This window comes from Dyella sp. 05T440, from assembly GCF_056395965.1.
On the sequence record NZ_JBFTKN010000015.1, the window covers coordinates 22,269 to 48,338 of the forward strand.

A 26,070-nucleotide genomic window follows, 5' to 3' on the forward strand; every position below is an offset into this window, starting at 1 on the left:
GGCGCTTACGATGGCAGCAGCCCGGCCGCCTGGTAGTTCTTGATCAAGGCATCAAAAAGCTTGATATCGGAGCGACCGCGCGCCATCAGCTGCGCGCCCGCTACGGCGGCGAAAATGGCGTTGGCGCGTTTCCTGGCGTCCTTGGTGCCCACGATGCCCGCCGCCACAAGCGTCTTGCCGAGCCACGCGACGTTGACGTCGGTGAAGGTCTCGACCTCTTTTTTTACCGCGTCGGGAAGATCGTCGAACTCGGCGGTCATGAAGCTGCATAAGCAAATGCGGTTGTCGTTCTCCAGCGACTTTCGGAAGGTTCCTGGAAATCGTCGCAAGCGGTCGGCAGGATCGGGAGTCTTGGTAGACAGCACTTCCAGTACCGCGGCCGCATCTTCCCAGTAGCGCCTGGCAACGGCGGCCGCAAGGTCGGCCTTGCTTGGGAAGTGGTGGTAGAGGCTGGCCGCCTTGATGCCAACTTCTTCTGCAAGCGCACGCAGGTTCAGGCCACCGTAGCCATGCGCCTGCGCAATCTTTGTCGCGACGTCCAGGATCTTGTCCCTGGAACTTGTGCCTGCCTGACTATCCACGAATCTATCCTCGATGACTTGAGCTGCGCAGGTAGCACGCCAGCTCGGTAATGGTGTTCACCTGCAGGCCGCCGGCCAGTTGATCGCACGAGCGGGGGGGCGGAATTCGGCCCCGCTTTTCACGATGCATTCTCTCAACAGCCAAGGCCGGGGCCAAACCCCGCGCACCGAAAAGTGGTTGACGGGCGGATAGTATGATGCTTATCCTCCAACCTAACAAGCGTTAGGTAGGCCGGCTCTCTGACCTTGTTATCCCCCTGTCAAACACGTTGAGACTCCCCCTATGAGCAACGAACTTATCTACCAGGATGCAACCAGGCTCGCCGAGCTGATCCGCACCATGGAAGTTTCACCCGTCGAGGTCGTACAGGCGCATATCGACCGCATCGACCAGACCAATCCCAAGATCAATGCCATCGTCGCCATGGCGGACGAGGCGCTGAAAGCGGCGAAGGAGGCTGAGGCTGCCGTTCTGGCGGGTGACAAACTTGGCCCGCTGCACGGCGTTCCCTTCACCGCGAAGGACTCCTTCGACACGGCGGGCGTGCTCACCCAATTGGGCTCGCCGATCTTCAAGGGGCGTATTCCCGATAGCGACGCCACCGCCATCGCGCGAATGAAGAAGGCGGGCGGCATTCTTCTGGCCAAGACCAATCTCCCGGAGTTCTCCTACTGGATCGAGAGTGACAATTTGCTTTCGGGCCGCACGCTCAATCCATGGAATCCTGATCGCACGCCGGGTGGATCAAGCGGTGGTGAGTCGGCGGCCATCGCGGCGGGCATGTCGCCCATCGGCTTGGCGACGGACGTGGCTATTTCGGTGCGCGGCCCGGCGGCCCTGACCGGCGTCATTGGTCTCAAGGCAACCCATGGTCGAATCCCGATGACCGGCGTCTGGCCGCGCGTGCCGCGTCGTTTCTGGCACGCCGGCCCGATGGCTCGTTCGGTTCGCGATATTGCACTCGCTTATGAGCTCCTGGCAGGTCCGGACGGCGCTGATGGATTCTCCACCAGCCCAACCACCCTGGATGCCGGCGTTGGAGCCATGCCGAACCGCCGGGTCCGCGTCGGCTGGCTCGTCGAGCCGGGTTTTGGCGCCGTCGACAACGATGTCGCGGCAACGGTCAAGGCCGCGGCTGAAGCGCTGAAGAGTGCAGGAGTGATCGTGGAAGAGGTGCGCATCCCCGTGCTGGAGCAGATCAATGCGCTCGAACTCCTGTGGAAACTTCAGGCCATGGAGACCAAGCCTGCCTTCAGGAAGGCGACGGCCGGGCACGAAGCGCTGATCTACAAGCATGTCCAGGGCGTCTTTGACACGCCTGACACCTCGATCGAAGACTTTGTGATCGCCGAACAACAGATCGAGACGATGCGTGATGGCTTCGCTCAGTACTTTGCCCGCTATGACGCGTTGCTCTGCCCGGTGACGCCGGTGCCGGCGCATGCGCACGACGCGGCGGAGTTCGTGATCAACGGCCAGACGGTCTCCTCATTGCACGTGATGGATGCGACCGCACCCTTGAGCGTCACCGGTTTGCCGGGCATGTCGATGCGCTTTGGCACGAGCAAGGATGGCCTGCCGATCGGTGTGCAACTGGTGGCGCCGTGGTTTGCGGAATCCACGATTCTGCACCTGGGTGCGCTGCTGGAAGTCCTCAGTCCGGTCCGCGACCTGCACCCCAGCCTGGCCAACATGGGCATCGCGTCGTAATACCGTATTGACGCCGTCAACGGCATTGGATTGGGCCGAGTCGGCAATGACTCGGCCCGTCTTCCACAGAGATTCGAAGGGACGCCCTTTACGCAGGAACCACACGGCAGTTGTAAGCTCAATGCCATGTGCTACTCAGCGCAAATCGAAGCCGACTACGACAAGTTCGTTCGGGAGTTCGGCGCCGTCATCAGCCTGAAGCGCTTCGTCGAGCTGTTCTGGGAGAAGCGCAAGGACGGCGGCTGGAACAAGATCCCCAAGGCCATGCGCGAGCCGTTCCGAAAGCCGCGGGGCGAGGAGGGGTTTGAGCTGGCCAGGATTGTCGCCGAGGGCGATCGGGAATGGGTCGAGAAGCTGCAGGCGGAGCTGACGCTGCAGACGGAGCGGCTGCTCAATGCCGAGGCCATCCTGGCTGGGCCCAAGCCGACCAAAAAGGCTGCCGAAGATCAGCGCATCGCCACCAACAAGATCAAGGCGGCGCGCCGCAATCTGGAGGATCTTGAGCGCAAGGAGCTGCTCGACAAGGACTCGCTCATCTATCCCGGCAGCTATGCCCCGGTGATGGTCGAGCGCGATGGTCAGCGCATTGTCGTTCCCATGCGCTACCAGTGCCGTCTGCCAGGCTGGAACGATGCGATCGAGCGTCGATTTCCAGGTACCTACAATGCGCGCCGCGACAAACTCGAGGAGTCCTGGAGCAAGCTGTTCGGCTATCGCCACGGCATCATGATCGTGACCCGCTTTTATGAAAGCGTGGCACGGCACAAGATGGAGGGCAGGGAGCTGGCGCCCGGCGAGACGGAAGAGAGCGTCAAGCTAGAGTTCGATCCGCAGCCCGCGCAGGAAATGCTGGTTGCATGTCTCTGGAATATTTCGCCAGGCGCGGATCACGGCGTCGACTTGTTCTCGTTCGCCGCGGTCACCGACGAACCGCCGCCTGAAGTGGCCGCCGCCGGTCACGACCGCTGCATCATTCCCATCAAGCCCGAGCACATCGATGCCTGGCTCAATCCCGATCCGAATAATCTCGCCGCGCTGTACACGATCCTGGACGATCGGGCGCGGCCGTATTACGCGCACAAGATCGCGGCGTAGAGCTCGCGCAGAGAGGGGCTGGTGTGCCTCCCGAGCCAGATCAGCAGGCTCAACAGCCTCCGCTTGCGCAGCAGCGGGGCGATTTCGAACGTGCACTGTCCTGAGGATCAGTCGATGCGGCGACAACTTCCACGACCTTTGCCGCGGCGGACAAGGCACGTGCTTCGGCGGCGCCTTTGCGTTCGCTGTAGCGGTCAACCAGGTAGTCGCTACGGTCACGCACCATCAGAGTGAACTTGAATAGCTCTTCCATCACGTCAACCACGCGGTCGTAATACGGTGACGGTTTCATCCGGCCGCTTTCGTCAAACTCCTGCCAGGCTTTGGCAACCGACGATTGATTGGGGATGGTCACCATGCGCATCCAACGGCCGAGCATGCGCAGCGCATTGACGACGTTGAACGACTGCGAGCCACCGCAAACCTGCATGACGGCCAGCGTGCGGCCTTGGGTGGGGCGGACACTGCCTTCTTCCAGCGGCAGCCAGTCGATCTGGTTCTTGAAGACGCCAGTCACCGCACCGTGGCGCTCGGGACTTACCCACACTTGGCCTTCTGACCACAGGGAAAGCTCGCGCAGCTCCTGCACTTTGGGATGGCTCGCCGGCACGCTGTCCAGGACGGGCAGGTCGTTAGGATCAAATACGCGGGTCTCGGCGCCGAACTGTTGAAGAATCCGCCCGGCTTCAAGGGCCAGTTTTCGGCTGAACGACTGCGGACGCAATGAGCCGTAGAGGATGAGGATCCGTGGCGGATGATCGGAGCCTGCGGGCAGGGCGAGCTTTTCCAGGCTGGGCTTGTCGAGCGCGTCGGCCGTGATGTGGGGCAGGTCGTGCAGCGTCATGGCGGGTTTTCGAACCGGTTGCGTCGATGTAACGATTCTATCATTATGGAAATATAGAATTACAACCGTCACTGCCACCCTGGGTACCAGGCACCATGCATCCTTGTCGCGTTCTCTTTATCTGTACCGGCAATTCGGCCCGCAGCATCTTGTCCGAAGCCACCCTCAATCACCTGGGTAAAGGGCGGTTCGAGGCGTATAGCGCTGGCAGCAAGCCGACGGGTCAGGTCAATCCCTATGCGCTGGAGGAGCTGGCGACGGCGGGCATTCCTATCGAGGGGCTGAGCAGCAAGTCGTGGGACCGATTCGTCGGCGAAGACGCGCCGCCGCTGGATATCGTGATCACCGTCTGCGATAGCGCTGCGAACGAGCCGTGCCCGGTGTTGTTTGGCGACTTCGTGCGTTCGCACTGGGGGCTGCCCGATCCGGCGGCGGTCAAGGGCAGTCCCGTGGCCATCAATGAAGCCTTCCGCAAGGCACATATGCTGATCACTTATCGCCTCATGGCGTTGTTGAGCCTGCCTGTCGAGACGATGAGTCAGGAAGACCTCAAGTGGGCGCTCGATGGTATCGGTGCGCTGACCGGTGAAGACGACAACGAGGATGTCGCATGACCGAGGCGACCACTGCCATGGATGTCGCGCCGCAGGCGGAGGTGGCCCGCATCGGTTTCTTCGAGCGTTACCTGACCTTGTGGGTGGCGCTGTGCATCGTGGCAGGCACCTTGCTCGGTCATGTGTTGCCCGGTACGTTCGAAGCGCTGGGCCGCATGGAAGTGGCCAAGGTCAACCTGCCGGTGGCGGGGCTGATCTGGCTGATGATCATCCCCATGCTGCTGAAGATCGACTTCAGCGCGATGGCGGGTGTGCGACGTCAGTGGAAAGGCATTGGCGTGACGCTCTTCATCAACTGGGCGGTCAAGCCTTTCTCGATGGCCTTGCTGGGCTGGATTTTCATTCGGCACGTGTTCGCGGCATGGCTGCCTGCGGATCAGCTTGATTCCTATGTGGCGGGCCTGATCTTGCTTGCCGCGGCGCCGTGCACGGCGATGGTCTTCGTATGGAGCAACCTGTGCGGTGGCGAGCCCAATTTCACCTTGAGCCAGGTCGCGGTGAACGACGCCATCATGGTGTTTGCGTTTGCGCCGATCGTGGGACTGCTGCTCGGCATCTCGGCGATTACGGTGCCGTGGCATACGCTGATGCTATCGGTGATGCTCTATATCGTTGTGCCGGTGCTGATCAGCGTCGTCCTGCGTCGCGCTGTACTGGCGCATGGCGGGCAGGACGCGCTTGAGCGATTGCTGGCCAGGTTGGGGCCGATCTCGCTGGGCGCCTTGCTGTTGACCTTGGTGTTGCTTTTTGGCTTCCAGGGGCAACAGATTCTCGCCCAGCCGCTGATCATCGCGATGCTTGCGGCGCCGATTCTGATCCAGGTGTATTTCAACTCTGGCCTCGCGTACCTGCTTAATCGGAAGCTCGGTGTGCCGCACTGTGTTGCGGCGCCGTCGGCGCTGATCGGGGCGAGCAACTTCTTTGAGCTTGCCGTGGCCACGGCGGTGGGCCTGTTTGGCGTGCACTCCGGTGCCGCATTGGCCACCGTGGTGGGCGTCCTGATTGAAGTGCCGGTGATGCTCTCCGTGGTTCGGATCGTGACCGTGAGCAAGCGCTGGTACGAGGCTGACGCGGCCTGAGTACTCAACGACACTGCCATTGCTCTTACACTTGGAAGGTTCCTGACCGAGCTTCCGGCACGCCATGCAGACCAAACAAGCCATCACCGTCCTGTCCGCACTCGCCCAAGAGTCGCGGTTGGCCGTGTATCGCCTGCTCGTGGAGCACGCACCCGATGGCCTGGCAGCCAGTGCGATCGCCGAGCGGCTGGGGCTGGCCAACGCCACGCTCTCGTTCCACTTGAAGGAGCTCGTCCATGCAGGGCTGATCACGAGCCGGCAGGATGGGCGGTTCATCTACTACTCGCCGGTTCTTGACGTCATGAACGACCTGGTGGGCTATCTCACCGAGAATTGCTGTAGCGCGACGGGACAGTCCTGCGCGCGCCCGCCCGCGGTCAAATCCACCGGCACCCAAGCGCGCACCAGAAAGCGCACGGCATAAGGCCTCGATCGCTCGTGTCGAGATCCCTGGATCGGCCCGATCACATCCATAGCGTTCGCAGCACAGAGGCCACGACGCACCAGGCGACGACTCCCAGCGGAGACCATCGAGCCGCAACCAGCAGCGCAAAAGCGATCAAGGCGATGGCGAAGTCTTCTGCATCGCGCACCGCACTCACCCACACCGGGTTGTACAGCGCAGCGGCCAACAAGCCCACCACGGCAGCGTTAACGCCGGCGAGCATGCGCGCCGCTTGATCGCGCGCAGCAAGTGCCCGCCAAAAAGGCAGGCTGCCCGAGACCATCAATAGTCCGGGGAGGAAGATGGCCAGCAAACTGACCACGGCTCCGAGCATGCCGCCGTAGCCGCCTTGCATCCGTTCGCCCAGGAATGCCGACAGAGTGAACATCGGGCCGGGCACGGCTTGCGCGGCACCGTATCCGGCCAGGAAGGTATCGTTGGTGACCCATCCCGGGTCCACGACGGCCTGCTTCAACAGCGGCAGCACGACATGCCCGCCGCCAAACACCAGGGCGCCGGTTCGATAGAACGCTCCCGCAACCTGGCCAAGCGGCGGCAAGCCGGGTGCGATGGTCAACGCGGCGAGCAGCAAGACGGCATAGGCGCAAAGCAGTGTCGTGCCGAGGCGGCGGCCGTAATGCAACGAGAACGTCTCTCCCTGCCGTGCCGTCACGTTGCGGCACAGCCATGGTCCCAGCGCTGCACCGCCGGCAACCACCAGCAACTGCATCGCCGAACTGGCACTGACGGCAATCAAGGCGGCAGCGAGCGCGGCCATCAAAGCGCGGGGACGGTCCGGCGTGAGGGTTCGCGCCATGCCGAGCACGCCTTGCGCAACGACCGCCACGGCCACCAGCTTGAGACCGTGAATCACGCCCTGGCCGAGCGGGCTGGCAAAGCGATCGCTCAATGCGGCGAACGCGAACAGCAACAGTGCCGATGGCAAGGTGAAGGCGATGAAGGCGGCGATCGCGCCCAGCCAGCCGGCGCGCAACAAGCCCAGGGAGAACCCCAGCTGACTGCTCGCCGGCCCCGGCAGAAATTGGCACAACGCCAAGAGCTGGCCAAAATGTTCTTCATCCAGCCAGCGTCGCCGCTCGACAAATTCCCTGCGAAAGTAACCCAGGTGCGCGATCGGTCCGCCAAATGAGGTCAGGCCGAGCTTGAGGAAGGCGGCGCCCACTTCCCGTGCAGTGCCCTGGGCGGCGGCGTTCAAGTTTTCTTGCGGGACGGGAGACGATGTCGGCTTCATGGGCAATCGCACAGCGCCGCGATGCCATGGTTCCCAAGAAGCTGCCTGTGGCATTGGAGACATGAAAGCCGACACGGGTCGGCAACCACGTCGACCTCCATGGTCTGGCAGCCGCCCGGCAGTGGCGCGTTGTTGATCATGCCGCTGTTCTTTGCGATCCAGACAGGCCGCGCAGAATCGTGCATGTCTCGCGGGTGTCCTTGTGGCATGTATCGATCATGCGATGCAGCTCCTTGGCGAGCGCCGCCAGCTCCTGCTGTTTGGCTTGGACTTGAGCCAGGTGGTTGCGGGCGAGGGCGTCGACTTCCTGGCACGACAAGGTGGACTCAGAGGCCAGTGTCAGCAGACTCTTGATTTCATCCAGATGAAAGCCCAGCGCCCGGCTGCGCACGATGAATTGGAGTCGCTCGACATCCGTCTCACCGTATTGGCGATAGCCGGCGATCGAACGATCAGGCTTCGGCAGCAGGCCAATGCGCTCGTAGTACCGCACCGTCTCAAGGTGACAACCCGTTCGTTTGGCCAAGTCGCTGATGCGCATGGCTTGACTCCGTAGCAGCTACGGACTTTAGCCTAGGCCATTGTTCCAGGGAGCACTAGACCATGGCCTGCTGTGACTGCGAATCCACCGGAAAAGCGCTTGCCCGATCGGCCGCGCAGCGCCGGATCCTGTGGCTCGTTCTGGCCATCAATGTGGCGATCTTTGTGGGCGAGTTCGGTGCGGGCTTCTTGGCGGACTCGACCGCCCTGCAGGGCGATTCGCTGGACAGCCTGGGCGATGCCCTGGTCTATGGGCTGAGTCTGATCGTACTGGGGCGCTCGCTGCGTGCCCGCGCCGGGGCCGCTCTCGTCAAGGGAGGCGTCCAGCTCGCTTTCGCTGCTGCCGTGCTTGCCCAGGTCGTGCACAAACTGATCGCCGGCGCCGAGCCTTTGCCAGCCGTTATGGCCATCGCTGCAGGTGTGGCGCTTGTGGCCAACGCGACCTGCCTCTTGCTGCTGACGCGGTTCCGCAGCGACGACATCAATATGCGCTCGATCTGGCTGTGCTCGCGCAATGACGTGATCGGCAACGCCGGTGTTCTGTTGACGACAGCCGTGATCGCCTGGACGGGCTGGGCGTGGCTTGACCTGGTCTTTGGCGCACTGCTGGCGTTGCTCTTTGTGCGGACCGGGATGGACGTGCTGGCCTCGGCATGGCCGCAGTTCCGCTCGGGCCCGGTTTCATCCGGGTCATGACCATGGATTCAAAACGGACACTCATCCTGCAAAGCACGGTGACCTGTCCGTGGTGCGGGCATCGTTCGCAGGAGACGATGCCCACCGACTATTGCTGGTTTTTCTACGACTGCCCAGGCTGTGGCGAGGTCGTGCGCCCCAAAGCTGGCGACTGTTGTGTCTTCTGTTCCTACGGCACGGCGCCTTGTCCGCCGAAGCAGCAGGAAGGTTCCTGCTGCCATGGAGCCGATGCCGTGCGTTCGGCGCCGTCGGGTCAGGGCTGAACAGGCTTGATCGCCGTTACCGTGCTGTCCATACCTGCCGGATGCAGTGAGAACTGCACTTTGTCGCCGACCTTGATGGCCTTCAGCAGATCCGGCGAGGCCACTTTGAACGCCATCGTCATCGCTGGCCAGCCGGCGGAGGCGATCGCCTGATGCTGCAATGTGACGGTGTTCCTGGCCGTGTCGATCGCCTTGACGACACCGGTTCCGTGCGCATCGGTAGTGTGGGCATCGTGCTGCATGCCGGGCATGTTCGGGTCCATTGCTTGCGCTAGGGCGAAGCCGGGCGCTGCAGCCAGTGCGCCCAGAATGGCGAAGGCGGGCAGGTGTTTTTTCATCGAGTGGTTCCTTGTTCGGGAGCGAGTGCGACGGTCGCCTGGCCGGTCTTGCGCAGTCGATGCAGGACCAGAAGGCGAAACGCGGCCGGGATGACAAGCATGGATAGCAGCGGTGCGGTGAGCATGCCGCCCACCATGGGGGCAGCAATGCGCTGCATGACTTCGGAGCCGGCGCCATGGCCGAGCAGTATGGGAAAAAGACCGGCAAGGATGACGGCGACGGTCATCGCTTTCGGCCGCACGCGCTGCACGGCTCCTTCGCGAATCGCGTTGTCGAGTTCGGCCGGTCCGGCATGCGGATCGAGCGCGAGGTGCTGCTCCCAGGCGTGACGCAGATACAGCAGCATCACCACGCCAAACTCGGCGGCAACACCGGCCAGGGCGATAAAGCCGATCATGGTCGCCACCGACACGGCGTGCCCGAGTAGCAGGACCAGCCACAGCCCGCCGACGAGGGCCAGCGGCACGCTCATCATGATCATCAGGGCTTCGCTGGCTCGATGAAATACGGCATAGATCAGTCCGAAGATGATCAGCAGCGCGATGGGCACCACAAGCTTCAGTCGCTCCGTCGCGCTGGCCAGATACTCGAACTGTCCCGACCATGCCACCGTGATGCCTGGCGGCAAGGTCACTTGCTGTGCCACGACCCGCTGCAGGTTGGCAACGACGGCGCCAAGATCCCGATCCGTAGTATCGACGTAGACGTACGTGGCCAGCTGGCCGTTCTCGCTCTTGAGCATCGGGGGCCCCATGTCCAAGTCGATGTCGGCGACTTGACTGAGGATCAGTTGCGCGCCGCTGGCAGTGGCGATCGGCAACTGCCGCAATGCCGCGACCGAATCACGCGCGATGCGTGGATAGCGGACCACGATCGGATAGCGCTCCCGCCCCTGGATGGTCTGCCCGATGGGATCTCCGCCCACCAGTGTTGCGATCAGCTGCTGTACCTGCTGCTGGGTTAGTCCGTAGCGGGCCGCATCATCGGGACGAACGTGCACGTTGACATAGCGGCCACCCTCGGCGCGCTCGCCAATGGCTGAGCTGACCCCGGGCGCTTTCTTGGCCACGGCTTCGATCTGGTCGGCCACGGTTTGCAATACGGCTGGATCGGCTCCAAGCACTTTGATGCCGATTGGACTCTTGATGCCGGTGGCCAGCATGTCGATACGGTTGCGGATTGGCGGTACAAACAAATTCGTCAAACCTGGTACGCGCACGGCCTTGTCCAGCTCGATCTTGAGCTTGTCCATGGTCATGCCTGGCCGCCAAGCGTTCTTCGGCTTGAACGTGATGGTGGTTTCGAACATCTCCAGTGGTGCGGGATCGGTGGCGGTCTCGGCGCGTCCGGCCTTGCCAAACACGTGATCCACCTCGGGCACGGTCTTGATCATGCGATCCGTGAGCTGCAGCAGCTGCGCCGCCTTGCCGGCAGACAGGCTCGGCAGTGCAGTGGGCATATACAGCAGCGTGCCTTCGTCCATCGGAGGCATGAATTCGCTGCCCAGCTGGTTGATGGGAATCGCGGCGCTGAGTAGCAGGATGGCGGCCGCCACCAGTGTCGACTTCGGATATCGCAGCACGGCTTCCAGGATGGGGCGATAAAGTGCGATGAGGCCTCGATTGAGCGGATTGTCGCGCTCGGCGCGGATGCGGCCGCGCACGAGGTATCCCGTCAACACGGGCACCAGGGTAACGGCGAGGCCGGCGGCCGCCGCCATGGCGTAGGTCTTGGTGAACGCAAGCGGCTTGAACAGCTTGCCTTCCTGGCCTTGCAGTGCAAACACCGGTACGAACGACAGCGCGATGATCAGGAGGCTCACGAACAGCGCGGGCCCCACTTCGACAGCCGACTCCGCCACTAGTGACCAGCGTGCAGCGCCTTGCGGTTCCCGCCCATCGTGCGCATCACGCCAATGCTCCAGATGCTTGTGGGTGTTTTCAATCATTACCACGGCTGCGTCGACCATCGCACCGATGGCAATGGCGATACCTCCGAGTGACATCAGGTTGGCCGACACGCCTTGCAAATGCATCACCACAAACGCAACCAGCACACCGAGCGGCAGCGTGATCACCGCCACCAGGGCGGAGCGCAAATGCCCCAGGAACAACGCGCAGACCAGGGCGACGACAAGGAATTCCTCCAGCAGCTTGCCCCAGAGGTTATCGACGGCCGCATCGATCAGCTCGGAGCGATCATAGGTCGGCACAAGTTCCACGCCGGCCGGTAGACTGCGTTTAAGTTCGGCAAGCTTGACTTTGACGGCGGCGATCGCGGTCTTCGCATTCTTTCCCGTGCGCAATACAACAACGCCGCCGGCGACTTCACCCTGGCCGTCCAATTCAGTGATGCCACGTCGAAAGCCGGGTCCGCGCTGCACTTTTGCGACATCGCGCAGCAGTACCGGCACACCACCGGAGTTGGTGGCAATGGGCACACGCTCGAAGTCCTCACGGTTGCGCAGGTAACCTTCGCTGCGCACCATGAATTCAGCTTCGCCTTGCTCGATGACGGAACCACCGTTCGCGCCGTTGGCAGCGCGAATGGCTTCGACCAACTGCGTGATCGTGAGGTTGCGCGCGGCCAGCGCTTGCGGATCGGGCACGACTTGCCATGCTTGCTCCATGCCACCGAGGCTTGCCACTTCGGCCACATCGGGAACGGTCTTGAGCTGATAGCGCACAAACCAATCCTGCAATGCGCGTAGCTGGCCAATATCGTGCTGTCCCGTGCGGTCAATCAGTGCGTACTCGTAGATCCAGCCCAGCCCGGTGGCATCCGGGCCCAGCGAGGGGCTGACGCCAGCGGGCAAGCGATCGCGTACCTGGCTCAAGTACTCCAGCACGCGCGAGCGTGCCCAGTAGAGATCCGTGCTGTCATCGAACAACACGTAGACGTATGAGTCACCGAAGAACGAGTAGCCGCGGACCGTCTTGGCGCCAGGCACCGATAGCATGGTCGTGGCCAGCGGATAGGTGACCTGATCTTCCACCACCTGGGGCGACTGGCCTGGCCAGTTCGTGCGGAGGATCACCTGGGTGTCAGACAGATCGGGCAGGGCATCGATCGGCGTATGCATGGCAGCGAACGCGCCGGCCACCGCCAGCACCAGGGCAGCCAGCAACACCAAGGCGCGATGCGCGATCGCGGTGCGGATGAGCGTCGCGATCATGGACGATCTCCTGACATCGGAATGCCCGGCATCGACGCGCTGCTCGCAGGAGCAGGATTCGCGCCAGGATCGTTCAAGCGATCGAGCGCCCCCGACAGGCTGGCTTCCGAGTCGATCAGGAACTGGCCGGACACCACCACCTTCTCGCCGCCAGCGAGGCCGTCCAGGACTTCGGTGTAGCCGCCCGCCGAGCGTCCGGTGCGAATCGCGACGGCGCGGAAGCGACCGCGGTCGTTGGCGACGATCACCCGCGTGTGATCACCCGTGGCGATCAATGCATCGTCCGGCACCACTGGAAAGGCTTCCCCTGGCCATGGGTCGAACTGCACGGTGGCGAACATGCCGGGACTCAACGCGCCATCCGGATTGGCAAGCACGATGCGTGCACGTTGCGTGCGGGTAGCCATGTCGATATCGGGCAGCAGCGTTTCCACATGGCCGCGGAACACTTGGCCTGGCAGGGCATCGACGTGAACGTTGACCGGTGTATCCGCGCGCATCGTCCCGGCAACCGCCTGCGGCAACGCCGCTTCGACCCACACCGTGGATAGCCCGTTGATCGTCATCAGGGTCTGCCCGGCGTTGACGCGTTGCCCCTCGCGCACATCGAGCGTACTGATCACGCCTGCTTGCGGCGCATGCAGGGTGATCTGGCCGCTGCTCCCGAGGGCGCCGCTGTCTGCTGGTGACAAGCCCAGTGCCTGCAGTCGCTGTTGCGAGGCGCCGCGCAAGGCTCTGGCCTCTGCCGATTGCACATGTTGCAAGGCCTGCGATTCGGCCACGGCGCTGCTCCACTGCGGGGCGAGCAAGCTGGCTAGCGGCGCACCGGCAGCCACGTTCGCATACGGAGCGCGTACGTACAGCTTGCTGATGACTCCGTCCACGCGAGCACTGACGACGGTCGCCCGGCGCAGATCCCAGCTGATGGTTCCGGGCACTTGAATCGTCGCAGGGAGCGCACGACGCTCCACGGTCGCCGTGCGCATGCCCAGGTTCTGCACTGTCGCCGAATCAATGCGGATGGTGTTCGTGTCGACACCTGCATCGGCATATTTGGGCACCATTTGCATACCCATCGACGACAATCCCGGTTTGTCGGAATGCTGCCCGGGCGTCATCGGGTCGTACCAATACAGGACCCTGGTACGGGCCACCGGTGTAGCGGATCCTGTGGCTGCGGAAGATTCCGCCGGAGCATTGCCGTGGCGGCCTGCCCAGTAGGCGATGATCGCAGTAACGAGCAGTGCCGCGAGAATGAATGAGATCAGGACAGCACGTTTCATGGGGTGTCCCCCTCGGGAAGAAGGTAGGTCAAGGCTGCCCAGGCACGGCCGTAGTCGGTCAGCATGCGAGCAAAGTCGGTGTGGTGAGAGATTTCGTCGCGGCGCGCATCCAGCAAGGGTTGGATATCGCCGCCACCGCGATAGGCCGCCAGGGCCAGCGCAGCACGATCGTTGGCTTGCGGCAGTAGCTGGCTGAGATGTCGACGCACTTGCCGGCCCAGTGCATCCCATTGCGCCCAGGCTGCCTGCACAGCCTCGGCCTGTTGCCGCCGCGCGTCATCGCGCTCGGCTCGAACTGCATCGAGGTCTGCAGCACGCCCGCTGATGCCGCGGTCTTGCCGATTGCGCGTGAACAGAGGCAGGCTCACCCCGACCTGGAGCGACACCATGTCGGACAGGCCGCGCACACGAGAGCCATAGTTGAATCCCACGCTCCACTCGGGATGCTTCTCGGCCTTGGCAGCCTCCAGGGCGGCTTCGGCGGCGTGTTCGCGAGCAGGCCAGCCGAGGAGGTAGCCTTGATGGTCCAGGTTGGACAGCAAGGAGGATTCGTCGTGTGGGAGCACGGTGAAGTCGGGTGCGTCGGCCAGTGGTTCGTTGACCGGCGTGCCCAGCCATCGCGCCAATGCCGCTCGAGCCTGGGCTTCGCGCGAGTTGGCGTCGTCGATGCGGTTTTCCAGATCGAGCGCTTCATTGCGCATGGCCAGTACATCGGCAGCAGAGCCGTTGCCTCCGCGCAATCGCGCTTGGGCCACCACGACATCGATCGCCCACTCACGCCGCATGGCTTGCAACATCTGGAGTTCACGGTGAGCCCCCCATGCGCCGATCCAGGCGACGGCGACTTGTTGCTCGATGGCGAGCCGGGTCATCGCCGAGGTGGACGCGGCTTGTTCGACATTCGCTTGCGCGACGTCGCGCTGCGCCTGGCGCTTGGCCCGAGACGGCAGCGCCTGGGAAAGCCCGACGGTGCGCATGGTCATGGTGTCGCCGCCGGCCGTGAAGGCCCCCGGGCCTTGGATGGCCAGGTTGTCGATGCCCACGGTCAGCTGGGGGTCGGGGAGGGCGCCGGCGCGCCCAGCTTCTTCGCGGGCGGCGTCCTGCTGGGCAAGACGTGCCTGAAGAAGCGGCGCCTGCGCCATGGCGCGCCGGGTTGCTGCGTCCAACGTCAGGGTCGAGGCGGTATCGTCCGCCCAGGCCGAAGATGCCAACAGACCTGTGGCGACCGATAAAAGGCACAGCCAAAAGCGCGCCGTGCAGGCACGCGTCAGAATTCGATGCGAAAACATTGCTAGCTCCGATCACAAAACCGTACGAGCCATGCACGCAGGCATGGCCGCCGAGTGGTTAGCGATCGAGGGCTAGATCAACAGGGAGCAGAACCGCAGTGTCGGCGGCGGATCGGGACGAAGCAGTGCGGCATCAGGCATGGGCGCCTGCTCGGGCGCATGCGCGATGGTTCCCAGCAGCATCGGGGATGCCATGGGCAACAACAGTGGCGGAACGGCTGGCAGGCGAACATCATGTGCCGAACTCGCGTTGCCGGCACAGTGTTCGGCGCAACGCGCATCCGGACTTTGATGTTGGAAAGAGGCTTTCTCCATGGGGCCCGCGCCCATGGCCGCGCAATCGCCCGTCATCACCGTGTCGGCCGGCCTGGTGGGCAGCGTGCAGACATAGGCAGCCATGGCGAGCTGCTGGAACAACAGACAAAACAGCACCACCCCGGTCCAAAGGACGCGGTGACGGCGGCTGATGTGAAGGAGTGTGCGCATGAAGTGTTCATCATAGCGCAGCTGGACCCAGGTCCAGTCAAGAGGGTCCGATCCCGTTACCGGGCTGCCATCTCGGGGCGCCCGCGAGAGGTCAGCGAAGGACACCTTCGCTTTTCAGTTTCGGTATCAGCGTGGCGGCCAGGTCCCTGGTGGCCTGAGTGAGATCATTCGTTCGCACGCCTTGCGTAGTCACCGTCCATACGAGCTTCTCGCTCCTGACGTCCCACACGCTGGTCTCGAGCGTGACCACCTCGTATTGATGTACATCGGGGGTGGATGCCCAGGCTGATCCATACCAACCATTGAAACCTCCGTAGCTCGGGCCGCCCGGTGTCACATTGATCTTTTGCTCGACGCGCTCGACGCGCGTGGTGAGGACGCCATCGATTCCCGTGGTCTTCAGATCATTGAGATTCAGCGATGTGGCGCCTTGCGGAAGCCGGGCATAGCTGCGTTCTGCACGGATGCCTGCAGTCTGCAGTTCTTGGGAGAACACGTCCTCGAACACGCGCTTCATCGTGTCACTACGGGTAATGCCAACGACGAGCACGTTGGATAGAGGCGGTCCCGCAAAAGAGGGATTCCGCCACTGATTGCTGACACTCACCGTTGAGCAACCAAGCATCAGGGCCACAGTGCAAGCTCCCGGCACGATGAACAGCTTCACATCAGCGCTCCCTGTCTCGATGCCAGAGACGTCATGCAGGCGAAGTGACACGCACCCATCGCGGCTCAACTCAGTGCGGGATCCATGGACACTTCTGCCATGCGTCGGGCCATCCCTTGTCGCACGAGACCTTGCTTCTCCGCCTCACGAATAAGCGCGATGCTGTTGTGAACGCCAAACAGGCGCAGCAATGCCTGTCGATGGCTTTCCACCGTGCGGGGTGATATGCCCAGCGAAGAAGCGATCTCCGATGTACGGAATCCATCGGCGACGCAGTTGATGATCTGTCCCTGTCGGCGCGACAGTCGGTGAGTGGGTGGCGGCGCGAGCATGATGGCGGTGAGGGCGCTTGGGCTCAGGTACTGGTAGCCATGCGCAACCGCTTCCACCGCTCTGCAAAGTTCCTCGCTGGCCAGTTGCTTGATGACGTAGCCATTGCAACCAGAGAGCAGGGCCTCGCGCGTGACGGCTGGCTCACCATGCGCAGAAAGAACGATGAAGGGTACGGTGGATCCTCTCTCGCGCAACTGCTGTAATGCCTGCAACCCGCTGAGCAGCGGCAACGTGATATCGGAAACGACCAGGTCGATGGCGCCGGTGAGCGCGCGCTTGACCAGGGAGATTCCGTCGTGGGTGATTTCGAAGGATCCAACAATCGGAGCCAATAAGCCGGCCACTTCCTCGGCTATGCCCTGGTCTGCATCTGCCAGCAGCACGCGCAATGACGGCTTGTCGCTCGTCTGAAATGAAGTGTTCTCTGTCATGGTGGCACATCTCCCTGCTACAGCCTCAATGAACGAGGAGTCCAAGCGAACATCGATCCTTGCAACCGGGACCTGTCACCCTGGCGTGGGCGTGTTCGACACCGCCCTCGCGCCGGGAGATTCAGCAGCACTGTTCGCCCTTTGCTTGACGCTCGTTAACCGTTAGATCGCGTTTCGTTCCCCAGGCGTCGCCGTTCCAAGCCGATTGGGCACCGTGGCATCGACGCATCGATGCCTGCCGGCGAGTCCGCCAGAGAATAGCCCTGGCCAACCCGGATTTCAGAAGTGCCAGGTGTAGTTGAAACTTGGCCCACTGATCCTTGCCTCTTTGAGAAACTTGTCACTGCCGCCTTGCTCATATTTGATATCGCGATAGCTGATGGCGATATCGCCCCAGTGGAATGCGTAGCCCACGCCGACGTTCAATTGGTAGGTGTTGTCGGAGTCGCCCGTGCCGACGTCGGCGTAGTACGGAAAGTACCAGCCCGAGTCAGCGAACGGCGTCCAGCGACCTCGTACGCCGATAATCGCGTTACCGGCATGCGTCTGATTATGCAGGTGGCCACTACCTTGTAGGATCAAGGCATCCTGGTTGTTGACCACGTTGAGGTTCCAGCTGATGTTGCCTTTCAACCACACATAGCGCGCGCCGAAGAGCAGGTCGGCATAACCAAGCGTGCCGTGCCCAAGCGTATACAGCCCGGCCAGCGTAATCAGGCCGCCCTTCATTCCCCAGCGCGTATCCAGGCCGGCGTCGGCTCCGAAGCGTTCGCCTCCAATCGAGGTGAAGCGCCCCTTCTCGTTTGAGAATTTGATCCAGTCGATGTCGCCGAACATGCCCCAGTTCCCCTTGCGAATATCGCCTTCGAGCAGCAGGGCGCCACTGAGGCTGCTCAAGGGGTCTCTCTTGTTTTTGACGGTGACATCCGGGCCACTGGGAAGCTGGTATCGGGTTTCGCCGGACACGCCGGGAAGCCAGCCGTACGGCGTGATGCTGCCGTGCCAGTTTCCGTCCCAATAGTCTTCTGACTGTGCGAACGCCGGCATCGCGAACAATGAGGCAGCACCGGAGGTTAAAACGAGCCCTAGCGCGAGGGTGGCGCGAGCAAAAAGAGAACCGGAACGGCCACTCATGATGACCCCTCATCGCTCTAATCGACAATACATATTGGCGCAACTAATTGGGAATTCACAGCAAAAACTTGCAGCACTAAAGGCATAAGTAGATCTACGCGCTAATTAGATCGTGGGCAATTAGCAAACTCTTGCGTGTGCATTTTAGGTCTGCGTATTTCTACACAGAAATAATCGGTAATTAGCCACTGGAGATCTCATGCATCACAGCCGATGCTTGTAGAAGTCTATGCGCACTGCAGGCATGGGGCGGGGTGGCGTGCTGCGTGATTGGATGAAAAGGGCAGAGCAGCCCCGAAACGGGATGCTCTCATGGCATGTACGCCTTGATTCGTCGCTGACAGAGAGATGTGATATGAGCGCCTTCGACTTCCCACGTTGCTTGCTTCTAGCGGTCGTAGCGGCAGGCACACCTTTCCTGTCGGTCTATGCGCAGACCTCCACGGCGCCGCCGGTGACCGCGACGGCACACGAGCTGGCCAACGAGACGGAGACCGTGACGGCTACGGTGACGCAGATCGATTATCAAAAACGCCTGGTCACGCTTCGAACGGCCGCTGGCAAAGAAGACACGGTAGCGGTGGGGCCGGCCGCCACGCGGTTCGACCAGGTCAAAGTCGGCGACAAGATCACCATGACGTACCAACATGCCGTTGCGCTTGAGTTGCTTCCGGCCAACAGTGCGCAAGCGGGCACCGAGGTTGAAGGCGACATCACGCGGGATGAGAAAAGCAACAAACCGGGTGGTACGGCCGAGCAGGCCGTCACGGTGACCGCGAAACTCACCGCGGTCGACCTGAAGAAGCACACCGTCACGCTTACCGGGGCTGATGGCAAGACCCGTATCATCGAGGTGAAGGATCCCGCACGCCAGGCCCGACTCTCAAAGCTGAAAGTCGGCGACATGGTGCGCATCACTTATGCCGAGGCTTTGGCGGTCACCGTCACCCCGCAGGGGTAAGGGTGCGGCAGGCGGGTAGGACGTCGCGAGCATCACCCGATCCTTGGGTCATGGTGATGACGCAAGCGAACGATTCACGCCGGCGTGGATGTGAAGGTGGGCAACAGGCGACGGGCGCGGTCCATTTGGCCGCACCCGTCAAGTTCGATATCCGCGCCGATTCAGTTGCTCGTACCGGGGCTCGCTACGGTGAGCTCCACGCGACGATTCTGAGCCTTGCCCTCGGCGGTGTCGTTGGACGCTACGGGATTCTCCTCGCCATAGCCCTTGGCCGATACCAGGCTTGGATTGACGCCCTGCGAGATCATGAATTGCTGCACATTGTCCGCGCGCTTCTGCGACAGGATCTGATTGGTCGTGATGCCTTGCTTCGCCAGTTCCGGACCAATGGGTGTGCTGTCGGTGTAGCCGCTCACGTTGATCTTGTTCTTCTGATGAGGGGCAAGGATCTTGGCGACCTTGGCAATGCTGGTCTTGGCCTGCTCTGATATCTCCCAGCCGCCTGATGGAAACAGCAGCTGATCGTTGAGCGAAACCTTGATGGCATCCTGCATGCGCGAGATGCGCACGTCGCGGGACTGAATTTCGCTCCCCATGCTCGCATTGAGCTGCTGGTATTGCGCCTCCAGCTCCGCATTCTTCTGCTGCGACTCATCATATTTCTGCTGAGAGACACACCCTGCCGCCAGGAGTGCCACACCTAGTACGCATAGCTGCGGAAACTTGATCATGGTAGTTCCCTCACGTTGGTGTCTTATCAAAGGAGGCGATCTTCGATTGGTCCTGCCAGATATTTCTGGTTTTTGCTTCCTCTTGTTTATCTAATCTTCGCCGAATTGGCGTTAATAAAGTAGGAAGAAAATAACTCCATTTTTCCATGCATTAAACCATTAGGTGTAAACACGTAGACGCGTTGAGTAGATTGTCGCGACGCGCAATGCCCGGCGATAGAAATGCGCCACCAACGCACCGGTATCTTTGCTCGATGAACGATGATGCTTTCGATGCTCATGCGACGCGCCGGTCACGCTCCCATCATCGCGACAAGTGGATAAGGGCGGAGCTGATTTTCGTTCGCTTAGATACCCAGACATGCCCGCATTTCTCAATGACGTCGCGGTGGGGCTGTTGGGCCTGACGACCATCGCCAATCCAGTCACCAGTGCCACGGTGCTGTTGGCGCTGACAGCGCGCTATCCGGACGCGGAGCGCAATCGGCAGGTCTTGCGTGCCGCCATCTACGTATTCATTGTGCTTCTGGTCTGCTTCTATGCAGGCAGCGTTGTCATGCGCCTGTTCGGGATTTCGATCCCCGGCTTGCGGCTTGCTGGCGGCCTGATCGTCTCGTACATCGGTTTCGGCATGCTATTTCCGCCTGAGCGGATCACGGAGCAGGGGGCGCAGGAAGCATTTTCCGAGGCGACGCCGGCGACGCAGTTCCGGGATATCTCATTTGTTCCGTTGACCATGCCGTGTACCACGGGGCCTGGCACCATTGCCTTCATCATCAGCGCCGCCTCAACCATCCCCACGCGCAGCTATTCCTATTCAGTGCACCTGGCCGTCATTACGGTCGCCGTGCTCTTTACGCTGGAGTTCTGGGCTTGCCTGCGCGGAGCCACAACGATCTTGCGTCTGCTCGGCGAGGGCGGCGTCGATGCGCTGACCCGTGTGATGGGCTTTCTATTGGTCTGCATTGGCGTGCAATTTGCCATCAATGGAGGTCACGAGCTTCTTTTGAGCTGGCACATGGTTGCTTCGTAGGCTGGGTGGATCGAAACCGCGCCGCTGCACTTCGATCGTGTGACTGAGTCCTGAGTATCAATGACTACGTATTATTGCTTACGTCTGCGCGTGGGGATCATGCCGGCCGCTGAGTTCACGCTCGTTGAACGCTGATAGTTTTATTAACCGCCTACAACATCATCGTCGGGCCTGAAGGCGTGATGTTGCCCTGGGGATGCAGCGCATTTCTCGTCCTGCTCTTTGGTGCACCACGGTATTTGTATGCCGATGGGGCTCCTTGAATCGGAAACGCCGACACCATGTTTGGCAGGTTCGCCACGTCTTGCAATGCCATGCTGCAATTCGCCTTGTCGGCGACGACGGCGGCACTCGGCACTGCGGTAGCGATGGAACAGTCAAATCCAGCCCTTGAACTCGTCGGTGCCTGCGGGAGGTGCAGCATGTTTCCCTGGTGTCGCCTGGACACAGGCCTATGCCATGCCTAGAGCCAACATCATCGTCGTCGTGGATGACCGGGACGAAGTCGCGGCGGTTGACGCCTGGTTCTCACGGTGGCGTTCTGCGCTAAGCCGGGTGTCCGAGGATTACGGCTGGAATTGCTGCGTACATATCTGGCAACTCGAGGGTCCGGCGGAAGCCTTGGCCGAGCTTCCGCCCACCATCATTGCTGATGGCGAATGGACGAGCTAGCGAACACCCTCGTTCCAGAGCATTCAAGTTGCAGTCGCACAGGGATAGCTGAAATCCCACCGTTGAAGGGGCTAATCCATGTTGCTGAGACCCATGTACGAGAAAGCCCTGTCACGCGGGCTGCTCGATGTCTTGATTCGCGCCGGCCTGATCGCGGCGCTGGTGATCTTTTGCTTCGAGATCTTCAGTCCCTTCCTTCACCTGATGCTCTGGTCGGTGATCCTCGCGATCACCCTCTATCCCCTGCATCTCAGGCTGCGGGGGAGGCTGGGCAATCGCGATGGCCGCACGGCAACCCTGATCGTGTTGATCGCCGTCATCATCCTGATGGTGCCGGTCTACCTGTTGGGCACGTCGATGACCGAGTCGGTTGAAAAGGCGCTGGACGTGGTCAAGGAGGGTAAGGTCCGCATTCCCTCGCCGTCCGAGTCGGTGGCCAGCTGGCCGCTGATTGGAAAGCCTCTCTATGGCTTCTGGTTGCAAGCGGCCACCGACCTGACCGGCCTGGCACAGAAGCTCGCGCCGCAACTGAAGGAGTTCAGTCTTATGGCGTTGGGCAAGCTTGCCAACGCCGGCCTGGGTTTTCTGATGTTCATCGCTGCCCTGATCATCGCCGGCATCCTCATGGCCTTCGGTGAAAGCGGGGAACGCAGCGCGGTGAAGATTTCCACGCGCATCTTCAGCCCGGGACGAGGGCCGCAGATCACTCACCTGTGCACGGCCACCATCCGGGCCGTCGCCCAGGGCGTGATCGGCATCGCCTTCATTCAGATGCTGCTGGTTGGCGTCGGCTTCGTGCTGATAGGTATTCCAGGCGCCGGCCTCCTGGCCCTCGCCGTGCTGTTGCTTGGCATCATGCAGCTCCCGGCCACCCTGATCACGATACCGGCCATCGCCTACGTGTTCGCCACGGAAGGCGCCAGTGTCGGCACCATCGTGTTTGCGGTCTATGTCTTTGTTGCGGGCCTGGCCGACAACGTACTCAAGCCGCTCTTGCTGGGCCGCGGCGTCGATGTGCCGATGCCGGTGGTGTTGATCGGTGCACTGGGCGGCATGGTCACGGGCGGGATCATCGGCCTGTTCATCGGCCCGGTGGCGCTTGCAGTCGGCTACCAGCTGTTCTGGCAATGGGTTGAGGAACAGCCGCCGATCGACGAACCATCGGCGCCAAAGCAGACCTGACCCGGCCGCGCACGCCTCACCGTTGCCTGCCGCCATCGATGCGCGGAGGAGGTCCCCGTGTTGCTCAATCTATTGATCGGCCTCCCCGTGATGTTGGTTTGCCTGCTGCTGCAGGCGTTCTTCCTCAACATCAGCCTGCGTCAGTATGCCCGCTACAAGCTTTCCCACAGGGGCAAGGAAACGGCAACGGGCAACGTATTGCTGCTGTACACGGTGCTGCTCCTGCTGACGCTTGGTTACTTTGCCGAGACCGTGATCTGGGCGGCGCTGTTCATGCTGCTTGGCGAGTTCGATGATTTCAAGACGGCGCTCTACCACTCGGGGGTCAACTTCGTCACGCTGGGGTATGGCGATGTCGTGATGTCCCCGCGCTGGCGCATGCTCGGCCCGCTTGAGGCGGCCAACGGCATTCTGATGTTCGGCTTATCGACCGCGGTGATGACTGCCGCCGTTATGGACATCATCAACCAGAACAAGGCCAGGATAAAAAAGAGCAGGCGCCCATGGAGGCTTCGTCGGCGTCGAAGCCAATAAAACTACCTAGGAAAACTTGGTATTTCTAATTCAGTAATTACTGCATTGCAGAGTCGTTGGCAGGTTCATGATTAACTAAGTATTTGGCCATATAGCCTTCCAAAGAATTAAGCGCGAGTATTTGCGACGGTTCACGCTGATTTGATTGATGGTGGCTCACTATCGATTAAAGATGTTTTTTGTTGCTTGAGAATTCATTTCACAGGGGCGGGGCAATTCATTGATCGACTGCCGGTCGTTTCGGTCGGCTGCGAGTGCTTGCGTGGCGGGTCGCGCTAACTCCGCAATTCGGAATTGGGAGGCGGTGATGAACGGCAGCACGAAGAAGATGAGCATGATGCAGCTAACCGTCCTGGTGGCGGTCAACATGATGGGCTCAGGCATCATCATGCTCCCGGCAAACATGGCCCAGGTCGGTGCGATCTCGTTGACGTCGTGGGCTGTCACGGCGCTGGGTTCCATGGCCATCGCCTACGGTTTCGCACAGGCGGGGCTGCTCAGTCAGCGCGCCGGCGGCATGGCGGCCTACGCTGAAGAGGCCTATGGGAAGGGCGGCTACTTCCTGACGTTCTTTCTGTACTTCCTGTCGCTGGCCATCGGCAACGTGGCGATCGCCATCTCAGCGGTGGGCTATCTCGCCGCCTTCTTCCCGTGGCTGTCGTCGACGCCCATGTCCACCTGCATCAGCGTGATCGGGTTGATCTGGTTGACGACGCTCGCGAACTTCGGCGGTCCGAGTGTCACTGGCAAAATTGGCTCGATCACCGTATGGGGCGTCATCGTCCCGGTGGCTGGCCTGTCGATCATCGGCTGGTTCTGGTTCAAAGGGTCGACTTTTTCGGCCGCGTGGAATCCTCAAGGCTTGAGTTTCTTCAAGGGCATGGATTCGAGCATTGCGCTGACCCTGTGGGCCTTCCTCGGCATGGAGTCGGCGGCGCAGAACTCCGATGCCGTGGAGAATCCCAAGCGCGACGTGCCCATGGCATGCATGCTCGGCACGCTGGGCGCTGCCGTGATCTACGTCCTGTCCACCACGGTGATCCAGGGCATTGTGCCCAATGCGGAGCTGGCCAAGTCCACCGGACCGTTCGCGCTGGCGTACTCGCAGATGTTCAACCCGACCGTGGGCGCGATCATCCGCGCGCTGGCCATTCTTGCCTGCCTGGGCTCACTGCTGGGTTGGCAGTTCACCATCGCGCAAACGGCAAAGACGGCTGCCGAGGGACGCATGTTCCCGACGTTCTTCGCCAAGACCAACAAGATGACGGCGCCGGTCATCGGCATGATCGTGATGGGCGTGGTGCAGAGCCTGATGGCGTTGTCCACGGCATCACCCAGCCTGGGCGAGCAGTTTGCGGTGCTGGTCAACCTTGCGGTGGTGACCAACGTCATCCCCTATATTCTCGCGCTCTCGGCGCTGATGATCATGATGCGCAAGGCATCGGTTCCCCAACATACCTTCAGGCTCAACGCGTTCGTGGTTACCGTGGCGATGCTTTACAGCACCTATGCCATCTATGCATCCGGTATGGAGGCGGTGCTCGGTGCAACCATCGTGATGGCGCTTACCTTCGCCATTTACGGCTTCCTGGCGCCTCGCTTTTCGGCTCCCTTTGCCGGGGAGCCCCTGCGTGGATAACTCGCCGAGGCAGAACAAGGCTTTCCAGGAGAGACGACATGTCACGCATGAATAGTGTTGTTGTGCGTAACAGCCTGTTGCGCTGGGCGATGATCGGGCTGCTGGTGATGCAGGTGCCGACGATCGTGGCGCAGACCGTGAGCCCCGGCAGCGCTACGCTCGATCGCGTACGTGCGAGCGGCAAGTTCACCATTGGCTACTATGCCAACGCCCGGCCGTTCACCTATCAGGACAAGCCTGGCACCGCCGACGGCTACGCGATCGCCGTGTGCCGCCAGATTGTGGATGCGACACAGGAGCTCTTGCACGCGCCCAATATTTCCACGGAGTTTGTGGCGGTCGACGCAGCCGATCGTTTCAAGTCCGTTGCCGAGGGTCGTGTCGACTTACTCTGTGGGCCGTCCGCGCCATCCCTGAGCGCCATGTCCGAGGTGAGTTTCTCGATCCCGATACTGACGGGAGGTACCGGCGTGATGCTGCGCAAGGATGCGCCGGTCGCGTTGCGCGATCTGCTCGAGACGGGGGAGTCCGGTGGACGCCCGATCTGGCGAGGTTCGCCGATGCTCGCGGTGCTGCAGCAGCGCAACTTTGCCGTCATCGCGGGCTCGCTGTCCGAGAAGTTGCTCAAGGAGCGCCGCGACGAACTGAAGGTCAACAGCGTCGTTTCTTCCGTGCCCGACCTCGATACCGGCCTGAAGGAACTGCAGGATGGCAGGGTCGACGGATTCTTTGCCGAGCGCAATGTGCTTCTGGACCTGGCCAAGAAGGATGGGACGGGCCAGGTCGTCGTGCTCAACCGGGTTTTCGACAATGAGCCGTTGTCGTTGGCCTTGGCGCGCAACGACCCGGATTTCCGTCTGCTGGTCGACCAGGTGCTGAGCCGGCTCTATCGCACGGGAAAGATCAACGGGATCTACGAGCAGTACATGGGCAAGCCTGATCAGTCGGTCAAGGACTGGTTCCGCGATACGGCGTTACCCGAGTAGCGCCAGGAGGGCGCCGGCATACGCTTTGTGCCGGCGCCCTCTCGTTGTGTTTGGTTGAGCTGATGTCATTGCAGC

Annotated in this window: 26 protein-coding genes; 13 read left to right on the forward strand and 13 right to left on the reverse strand. The window is 61.6% G+C overall.

Annotation, left to right across the window (positions count from 1 at the left end; genetic code table 11):
- Positions 1–5 precede the first annotated feature (5 nt).
- Complete coding sequence (locus tag AC1DE1_RS17455; protein ID WP_441603962.1) at positions 6–581, reverse strand: TetR/AcrR family transcriptional regulator; 576 nt, start codon at positions 579–581, stop codon at positions 6–8.
- Positions 582–921: 340 nt separating this feature from the next.
- On the opposite strand from AC1DE1_RS17455, the gene AC1DE1_RS17460 reads away from it, so the two are divergent.
- Both AC1DE1_RS17460 and AC1DE1_RS17465 read left to right on the forward strand, forming a co-directional pair.
- Positions 922–2,292: an amidase gene (locus AC1DE1_RS17460; protein WP_477179228.1), complete on the forward strand. Its 1,371-nt coding sequence runs from the start codon at positions 922–924 to the stop codon at positions 2,290–2,292.
- Positions 2,293–2,322: 30 nt separating this feature from the next.
- Positions 2,323–3,387, forward strand: coding sequence for an SOS response-associated peptidase family protein (locus tag AC1DE1_RS17465; protein ID WP_477179177.1), 1,065 nt, complete (start codon positions 2,323–2,325; stop codon positions 3,385–3,387).
- Between the two features lie 49 nt (positions 3,388–3,436).
- Here AC1DE1_RS17465 and arsH read toward each other — a convergent pair whose 3' ends face one another.
- Positions 3,437–4,231: an arsenical resistance protein ArsH gene (gene arsH / locus AC1DE1_RS17470; protein WP_477179178.1), complete on the reverse strand. Its 795-nt coding sequence runs from the start codon at positions 4,229–4,231 to the stop codon at positions 3,437–3,439.
- A gap of 95 nt (positions 4,232–4,326) precedes the next feature.
- Here arsH and AC1DE1_RS17475 point away from each other — a divergent pair, with 95 nt between their 5' ends.
- The 3 genes from AC1DE1_RS17475 to AC1DE1_RS17485 all read left to right on the forward strand — a co-directional run bounded on the left by AC1DE1_RS17475 (position 4,327) and on the right by AC1DE1_RS17485 (position 6,348).
- Positions 4,327–4,845 (forward strand): arsenate reductase ArsC, encoded by a 519-nt coding sequence (locus AC1DE1_RS17475; protein WP_477179179.1) that lies wholly within the window; start codon positions 4,327–4,329, stop codon positions 4,843–4,845.
- Complete coding sequence (gene arsB / locus AC1DE1_RS17480) at positions 4,842–5,924, forward strand: ACR3 family arsenite efflux transporter (RefSeq protein WP_477177148.1); 1,083 nt, start codon at positions 4,842–4,844, stop codon at positions 5,922–5,924. The genes AC1DE1_RS17475 and arsB overlap by 4 nt, the downstream gene beginning before the upstream one ends.
- A 64-nt stretch (positions 5,925–5,988) precedes the next feature.
- Complete coding sequence (locus tag AC1DE1_RS17485; protein ID WP_441603954.1) at positions 5,989–6,348, forward strand: ArsR/SmtB family transcription factor; 360 nt, start codon at positions 5,989–5,991, stop codon at positions 6,346–6,348.
- A gap of 40 nt (positions 6,349–6,388) precedes the next feature.
- Here AC1DE1_RS17485 and chrA read toward each other — a convergent pair whose 3' ends face one another.
- Positions 6,389–7,585 carry a chromate efflux transporter gene (chrA, locus tag AC1DE1_RS17490; protein WP_477179180.1) on the reverse strand — a complete coding sequence of 399 codons (1,197 nt, stop codon included), beginning with the start codon at positions 7,583–7,585 and terminating at the stop codon, positions 6,389–6,391.
- Positions 7,586–7,757: 172 nt separating this feature from the next.
- Positions 7,758–8,162 carry a MerR family transcriptional regulator gene (locus AC1DE1_RS17495; RefSeq protein WP_441603952.1) on the reverse strand — a complete coding sequence of 135 codons (405 nt, stop codon included), beginning with the start codon at positions 8,160–8,162 and terminating at the stop codon, positions 7,758–7,760.
- 62 nt (positions 8,163–8,224) lie between these two features.
- On the opposite strand from AC1DE1_RS17495, the gene AC1DE1_RS17500 reads away from it, so the two are divergent.
- Complete coding sequence (locus tag AC1DE1_RS17500) at positions 8,225–8,857, forward strand: cation efflux transmembrane domain-containing protein (protein WP_477179181.1); 633 nt, start codon at positions 8,225–8,227, stop codon at positions 8,855–8,857.
- A gap of 2 nt (positions 8,858–8,859) precedes the next feature.
- Positions 8,860–9,120: a GDCCVxC domain-containing (seleno)protein gene (locus tag AC1DE1_RS17505; protein WP_477179229.1), complete on the forward strand. Its 261-nt coding sequence runs from the start codon at positions 8,860–8,862 to the stop codon at positions 9,118–9,120.
- On the opposite strand, the gene AC1DE1_RS17510 is transcribed toward AC1DE1_RS17505, so the two are convergent.
- The 8 genes from AC1DE1_RS17510 to AC1DE1_RS17545 form a co-directional block, all read right to left on the reverse strand.
- Positions 9,111–9,458, reverse strand: a complete 348-nt coding sequence (locus tag AC1DE1_RS17510) for a copper-binding protein (RefSeq protein WP_477179182.1) — start codon at positions 9,456–9,458, stop codon at positions 9,111–9,113. The genes AC1DE1_RS17505 and AC1DE1_RS17510 overlap by 10 nt on opposite strands.
- A complete protein-coding gene (locus AC1DE1_RS17515; protein WP_477179183.1) occupies positions 9,455–12,634 on the reverse strand; it encodes an efflux RND transporter permease subunit in 3,180 nt (1,059 codons plus the stop codon). Before AC1DE1_RS17515 ends, AC1DE1_RS17510 begins: the two co-directional genes overlap by 4 nt.
- Positions 12,631–13,917 carry an efflux RND transporter periplasmic adaptor subunit gene (locus AC1DE1_RS17520; RefSeq protein WP_477179184.1) on the reverse strand — a complete coding sequence of 429 codons (1,287 nt, stop codon included), beginning with the start codon at positions 13,915–13,917 and terminating at the stop codon, positions 12,631–12,633. The genes AC1DE1_RS17515 and AC1DE1_RS17520 overlap by 4 nt, the downstream gene beginning before the upstream one ends.
- The gene (locus AC1DE1_RS17525; protein ID WP_477179185.1) at positions 13,914–15,059 is read right to left on the reverse strand and encodes a TolC family protein; all 1,146 of its coding nucleotides are present in this window, start codon (positions 15,057–15,059) and stop codon (positions 13,914–13,916) included. Before AC1DE1_RS17525 ends, AC1DE1_RS17520 begins: the two co-directional genes overlap by 4 nt.
- Positions 15,060–15,278: 219 nt before the next feature.
- Complete coding sequence (locus tag AC1DE1_RS17530) at positions 15,279–15,692, reverse strand: hypothetical protein (protein WP_477179186.1); 414 nt, start codon at positions 15,690–15,692, stop codon at positions 15,279–15,281.
- Positions 15,693–15,783: 91 nt separating this feature from the next.
- Positions 15,784–16,359, reverse strand: coding sequence for a DUF4136 domain-containing protein (locus tag AC1DE1_RS17535; protein ID WP_477179187.1), 576 nt, complete (start codon positions 16,357–16,359; stop codon positions 15,784–15,786).
- 65 nt (positions 16,360–16,424) lie between these two features.
- A complete protein-coding gene (locus tag AC1DE1_RS17540; RefSeq protein ID WP_441603944.1) occupies positions 16,425–17,123 on the reverse strand; it encodes a response regulator in 699 nt (232 codons plus the stop codon).
- Between the two features lie 279 nt (positions 17,124–17,402).
- The gene (locus AC1DE1_RS17545) at positions 17,403–18,257 is read right to left on the reverse strand and encodes a hypothetical protein (RefSeq protein WP_441603943.1); all 855 of its coding nucleotides are present in this window, start codon (positions 18,255–18,257) and stop codon (positions 17,403–17,405) included.
- Between the two features lie 355 nt (positions 18,258–18,612).
- Here AC1DE1_RS17545 and AC1DE1_RS17550 point away from each other — a divergent pair, with 355 nt between their 5' ends.
- Positions 18,613–19,218, forward strand: a complete 606-nt coding sequence (locus AC1DE1_RS17550) for a hypothetical protein (RefSeq protein WP_477177133.1) — start codon at positions 18,613–18,615, stop codon at positions 19,216–19,218.
- 161 nt (positions 19,219–19,379) lie between these two features.
- Here the strand turns inward: AC1DE1_RS17550 and AC1DE1_RS17555 are convergent, their stop codons facing one another.
- Entirely contained in the window at positions 19,380–19,949 is a 570-nt protein-coding gene (locus tag AC1DE1_RS17555) for an OmpA/MotB family protein (protein WP_441603941.1), read from the reverse strand.
- A gap of 361 nt (positions 19,950–20,310) precedes the next feature.
- Here AC1DE1_RS17555 and AC1DE1_RS17560 point away from each other — a divergent pair, with 361 nt between their 5' ends.
- From AC1DE1_RS17560 to AC1DE1_RS17580, 5 genes are all read left to right on the forward strand, one after another.
- Positions 20,311–20,982: a MarC family NAAT transporter gene (locus AC1DE1_RS17560; RefSeq protein ID WP_477179188.1), complete on the forward strand. Its 672-nt coding sequence runs from the start codon at positions 20,311–20,313 to the stop codon at positions 20,980–20,982.
- Positions 20,983–21,732: 750 nt separating this feature from the next.
- Entirely contained in the window at positions 21,733–22,836 is a 1,104-nt protein-coding gene (locus AC1DE1_RS17565; RefSeq protein WP_477179189.1) for an AI-2E family transporter, read from the forward strand.
- 57 nt (positions 22,837–22,893) lie between these two features.
- Positions 22,894–23,370, forward strand: coding sequence for an ion channel (locus tag AC1DE1_RS17570; RefSeq protein ID WP_441603934.1), 477 nt, complete (start codon positions 22,894–22,896; stop codon positions 23,368–23,370).
- Between the two features lie 307 nt (positions 23,371–23,677).
- Positions 23,678–25,009 carry a putrescine-ornithine antiporter gene (potE, locus tag AC1DE1_RS17575; protein WP_441603933.1) on the forward strand — a complete coding sequence of 444 codons (1,332 nt, stop codon included), beginning with the start codon at positions 23,678–23,680 and terminating at the stop codon, positions 25,007–25,009.
- A gap of 89 nt (positions 25,010–25,098) precedes the next feature.
- A complete protein-coding gene (locus AC1DE1_RS17580) occupies positions 25,099–25,995 on the forward strand; it encodes a transporter substrate-binding domain-containing protein (RefSeq protein ID WP_477179190.1) in 897 nt (298 codons plus the stop codon).
- The last annotated feature ends 75 nt before the right edge of the window (positions 25,996–26,070 follow it).

Bases quoted from the DNA above. Each gene is read 5' to 3' on its own strand.
- AC1DE1_RS17460 (WP_477179228.1), top strand. From the start codon at position 922: ATGGAAGTTTCACCCGTCGAGGTCGTACAGGCGCATATCGACCGCATC.
- arsH (WP_477179178.1), bottom strand. From the start codon at position 4,231: ATGACGCTGCACGACCTGCCCCACATCACGGCCGACGCGCTCGACAAG.
- AC1DE1_RS17475 (WP_477179179.1), top strand. From the start codon at position 4,327: ATGCATCCTTGTCGCGTTCTCTTTATCTGTACCGGCAATTCGGCCCGC.
- arsB (WP_477177148.1), top strand. From the start codon at position 4,842: ATGACCGAGGCGACCACTGCCATGGATGTCGCGCCGCAGGCGGAGGTG.
- AC1DE1_RS17485 (WP_441603954.1), top strand. From the start codon at position 5,989: ATGCAGACCAAACAAGCCATCACCGTCCTGTCCGCACTCGCCCAAGAG.
- AC1DE1_RS17495 (WP_441603952.1), bottom strand. From the start codon at position 8,162: ATGCGCATCAGCGACTTGGCCAAACGAACGGGTTGTCACCTTGAGACG.
- AC1DE1_RS17500 (WP_477179181.1), top strand. From the start codon at position 8,225: ATGGCCTGCTGTGACTGCGAATCCACCGGAAAAGCGCTTGCCCGATCG.
- AC1DE1_RS17505 (WP_477179229.1), top strand. From the start codon at position 8,860: ATGGATTCAAAACGGACACTCATCCTGCAAAGCACGGTGACCTGTCCG.
- AC1DE1_RS17510 (WP_477179182.1), bottom strand. From the start codon at position 9,458: ATGAAAAAACACCTGCCCGCCTTCGCCATTCTGGGCGCACTGGCTGCA.
- AC1DE1_RS17515 (WP_477179183.1), bottom strand. From the start codon at position 12,634: ATGATCGCGACGCTCATCCGCACCGCGATCGCGCATCGCGCCTTGGTG.
- AC1DE1_RS17520 (WP_477179184.1), bottom strand. From the start codon at position 13,917: ATGAAACGTGCTGTCCTGATCTCATTCATTCTCGCGGCACTGCTCGTT.
- AC1DE1_RS17525 (WP_477179185.1), bottom strand. From the start codon at position 15,059: ATGGCGCAGGCGCCGCTTCTTCAGGCACGTCTTGCCCAGCAGGACGCC.
- AC1DE1_RS17530 (WP_477179186.1), bottom strand. From the start codon at position 15,692: ATGCGCACACTCCTTCACATCAGCCGCCGTCACCGCGTCCTTTGGACC.
- AC1DE1_RS17540 (WP_441603944.1), bottom strand. From the start codon at position 17,123: ATGACAGAGAACACTTCATTTCAGACGAGCGACAAGCCGTCATTGCGC.
- AC1DE1_RS17545 (WP_441603943.1), bottom strand. From the start codon at position 18,257: ATGAGTGGCCGTTCCGGTTCTCTTTTTGCTCGCGCCACCCTCGCGCTA.
- AC1DE1_RS17550 (WP_477177133.1), top strand. From the start codon at position 18,613: ATGAGCGCCTTCGACTTCCCACGTTGCTTGCTTCTAGCGGTCGTAGCG.
- AC1DE1_RS17555 (WP_441603941.1), bottom strand. From the start codon at position 19,949: ATGATCAAGTTTCCGCAGCTATGCGTACTAGGTGTGGCACTCCTGGCG.
- AC1DE1_RS17560 (WP_477179188.1), top strand. From the start codon at position 20,311: ATGCCCGCATTTCTCAATGACGTCGCGGTGGGGCTGTTGGGCCTGACG.
- AC1DE1_RS17565 (WP_477179189.1), top strand. From the start codon at position 21,733: ATGTTGCTGAGACCCATGTACGAGAAAGCCCTGTCACGCGGGCTGCTC.
- potE (WP_441603933.1), top strand. From the start codon at position 23,678: ATGAACGGCAGCACGAAGAAGATGAGCATGATGCAGCTAACCGTCCTG.
- AC1DE1_RS17580 (WP_477179190.1), top strand. From the start codon at position 25,099: ATGATCGGGCTGCTGGTGATGCAGGTGCCGACGATCGTGGCGCAGACC.